Here is a 2,458-nt window from a genome sequence, read left to right on the forward strand (position 1 = left end):
CTGAAGCGACCGGCCACCGGCGACGAACTGCGCGCGACTTTGCTTGCGCTGCTGGGTAGTCCGCACTTGTGCAGCCGTGCGTTCATCACCGAGCAGTACGACCGCTACGTGCGCGGCAACACCGTGCTGGCCGAGCATGCCGACGGCGGAGTGTTGCGCGTCGACGAGGCCACTGGCCGCGGTATCGCGGTGTCGACCGACGCGTCGGGCCGCTACACGCAGCTCGACCCCTACACCGGTGCCCAGCTCGCACTGGCCGAGGCGTACCGCAACGTCGCCGTCACCGGCGCCACCCCGGTCGCGGTGACCAACTGCCTCAACTTCGGTTCGCCGGAGGATCCGGGCGTGATGTGGCAGTTCTCCCAGGCGGTCCGCGGTTTGGCGGATGGCTGTGCGGCACTGGGCATCCCGGTGACCGGCGGCAACGTCAGCTTCTACAACCAGACCGGAACGACGGCGATCATGCCCACCCCGGTCGTCGGCGTCCTGGGTGTGATCGACGACGTCACCCGCCGCATTCCGACCGCCATGGGCACCGAACTCGGCGAGACGCTGATCCTGCTCGGCGACACCCGCGATGAATTCGACGGCTCGATCTGGGCACAGGTCACCGCCGACCATCTCGGCGGCGTGCCCCCCGCGGTGGACCTGGCCCGGGAAAGGCTATTGGCCGACGTGCTGAGTGCGGCCTCCCGCGACGGGCTGGTGTCCGCAGCCCACGACTTGTCCGAGGGCGGTCTGGCGCAGGCCATCGTCGAATCAGCGCTTGCCGGCGAAACCGGTTGTCGCATCGTGCTTCCCGAAGGCGCTGAACCGTTCGTGACATTGTTCTCCGAATCTGCGGGTCGAGTACTGGTGGCGGTGCCGCGTACCGAGGAGAGCCGCTTCACCTCGATGTGCGCGGCGCGCGGCCTGCCGGCCACCCGTATCGGGGTCGTCGACCAAGGTTCGGACGCGGTGGAGGTGCAGGGCCAATTCACCGTGCCACTGGCGGAGTTGCGCAGCACATCCGAAGGGGTGCTGGCCGCGCTGCTGCGATGAGCCCCGAGGCGCAGGCACGTGGACGGCATCCGCTACTGGTGTGGGCGTGGAGCCTGCTGCGGCTGAACTTCGCCGGGGTGGCGTTCGGCGCGCTGTTCTTCTGTTTGTCGTTGACGCCGTCGCTGGTGCCGCGAGAGTGGTTGTTCCAAGGCCTCATTGGTGGCGTGAACGCCGCGTTCGGCTACGGCCTGGGTGTGCTGCTCGGCAAGGTCGTCAACCGCGTCGTGCTACGAGGTGCCCGCTGGTGGCCGCCTTCGGTGCGGGTACTGTTCTGGACGAAGGCGGCCGTCGTGGTGGTCGCACCGACGGCATGCGTGCTGATGCTGATTCCGGCGGCGTCCTGGCAACGGCAATTGTCCGCGCTGATGGGTATCGAGGGGCCGACGAACCCGGGCTACCTGCGCACGCTGATCGTCGCGGCCATTGTCGGCGCGCTGTTGGTGTCGGGGTTCCGGGTGCTCATCGACGCTGTCAGGCTGCTCGCCCGAATGCTGATCCGGCGTTGGCACGTGCACGACGAAGTGGCGATGTTCATCGGCACGGCAATCGTTGTGGCACTGCTGATCACGTTGTTCGACGGCGTGCTGGTACGCGGCTTCTTCGCCGGCGCCAACGCGGTCTTCCAGCCACGGGACAGCGCCACCCCCGCCGGTGTATCGCAACCACAATTGGCGGAAAAATCAGGCAGCCCTTCATCATTGGCGCCGTGGAGCACCCTGGGGTACCAGGGCCGCACGTTCGTCGGCGCCGGCCCGCACGCGGCCGAACTGAGCAAGCTCAACGGCAGGCCGGCCAAGGAGCCGATCCGAGTGTACGCCGGGCTGCACACTGCCCCGGATGACCTAGGACGATTGGACGTCATCGTCAACGAGCTCGAGCGCACGGGCGCGTTGCGCCGCAAGGTCCTGGTGATCGCACCAACCACCGGCACCGGCTGGATCGACCCGGTGGCCGCGAATTCGCTCGAGATGATGTACGACGGTGACACCGCGATCGTCGGTCTTCAGTACTCCTATCTGCCGAGCTGGATTTCGTTTCTGGCCGACCGGCAGAAGTCGATGGACTCCGGCCGGATGCTGATCAACGCCGTCCACGACCGCTGGGAGAAACTGCCGTCAGACCACCGGCCGAAGTTAATGCTCTACGGCGAGAGCCTGGGGTCGATGGCCGGCCAGGCCGCGTTCGGGTGGCTGCCCGACATTGGCCGGATGGGCTTCGACGCGGTGCTCTGGGTCGGGCCGCCGCAGGAGAGCTCGCTGTGGCATGCGCTGCTCGTGCGGCGCGATCCGGGCTCCACCGAAGTGCAGCCGCGCTACGACGGCGGTCGAACCGTGCGGTTCTCCGAAGCCATCGATCCCGTCGACGTCGACCGAGTCGGGGAACCGCCGTGGGCGGGCACCCGCGTGCTGTTTCTGCA

The 2,458-nt window shown here is 67.7% G+C and carries 2 protein-coding genes; both read left to right on the plus strand.

Annotated elements, in window-relative coordinates; all coding sequences use genetic code 11:
* Positions 1–1,041 (plus strand): AIR synthase related protein (locus VGH54_RS21950; RefSeq protein WP_331514206.1); only part of this gene is annotated, 1,041 nt, incomplete at its 5' end.
* On the plus strand, positions 1,038–2,458 hold a 1,421-nt coding region (locus tag VGH54_RS21955), incomplete at its 3' end, for an alpha/beta-hydrolase family protein (RefSeq protein ID WP_331514207.1). The genes VGH54_RS21950 and VGH54_RS21955, both read left to right, overlap by 4 nt.

This window comes from Mycobacterium sp. (assembly GCF_036488105.1).
Classification (GTDB): domain Bacteria; phylum Actinomycetota; class Actinomycetes; order Mycobacteriales; family Mycobacteriaceae; genus Mycobacterium.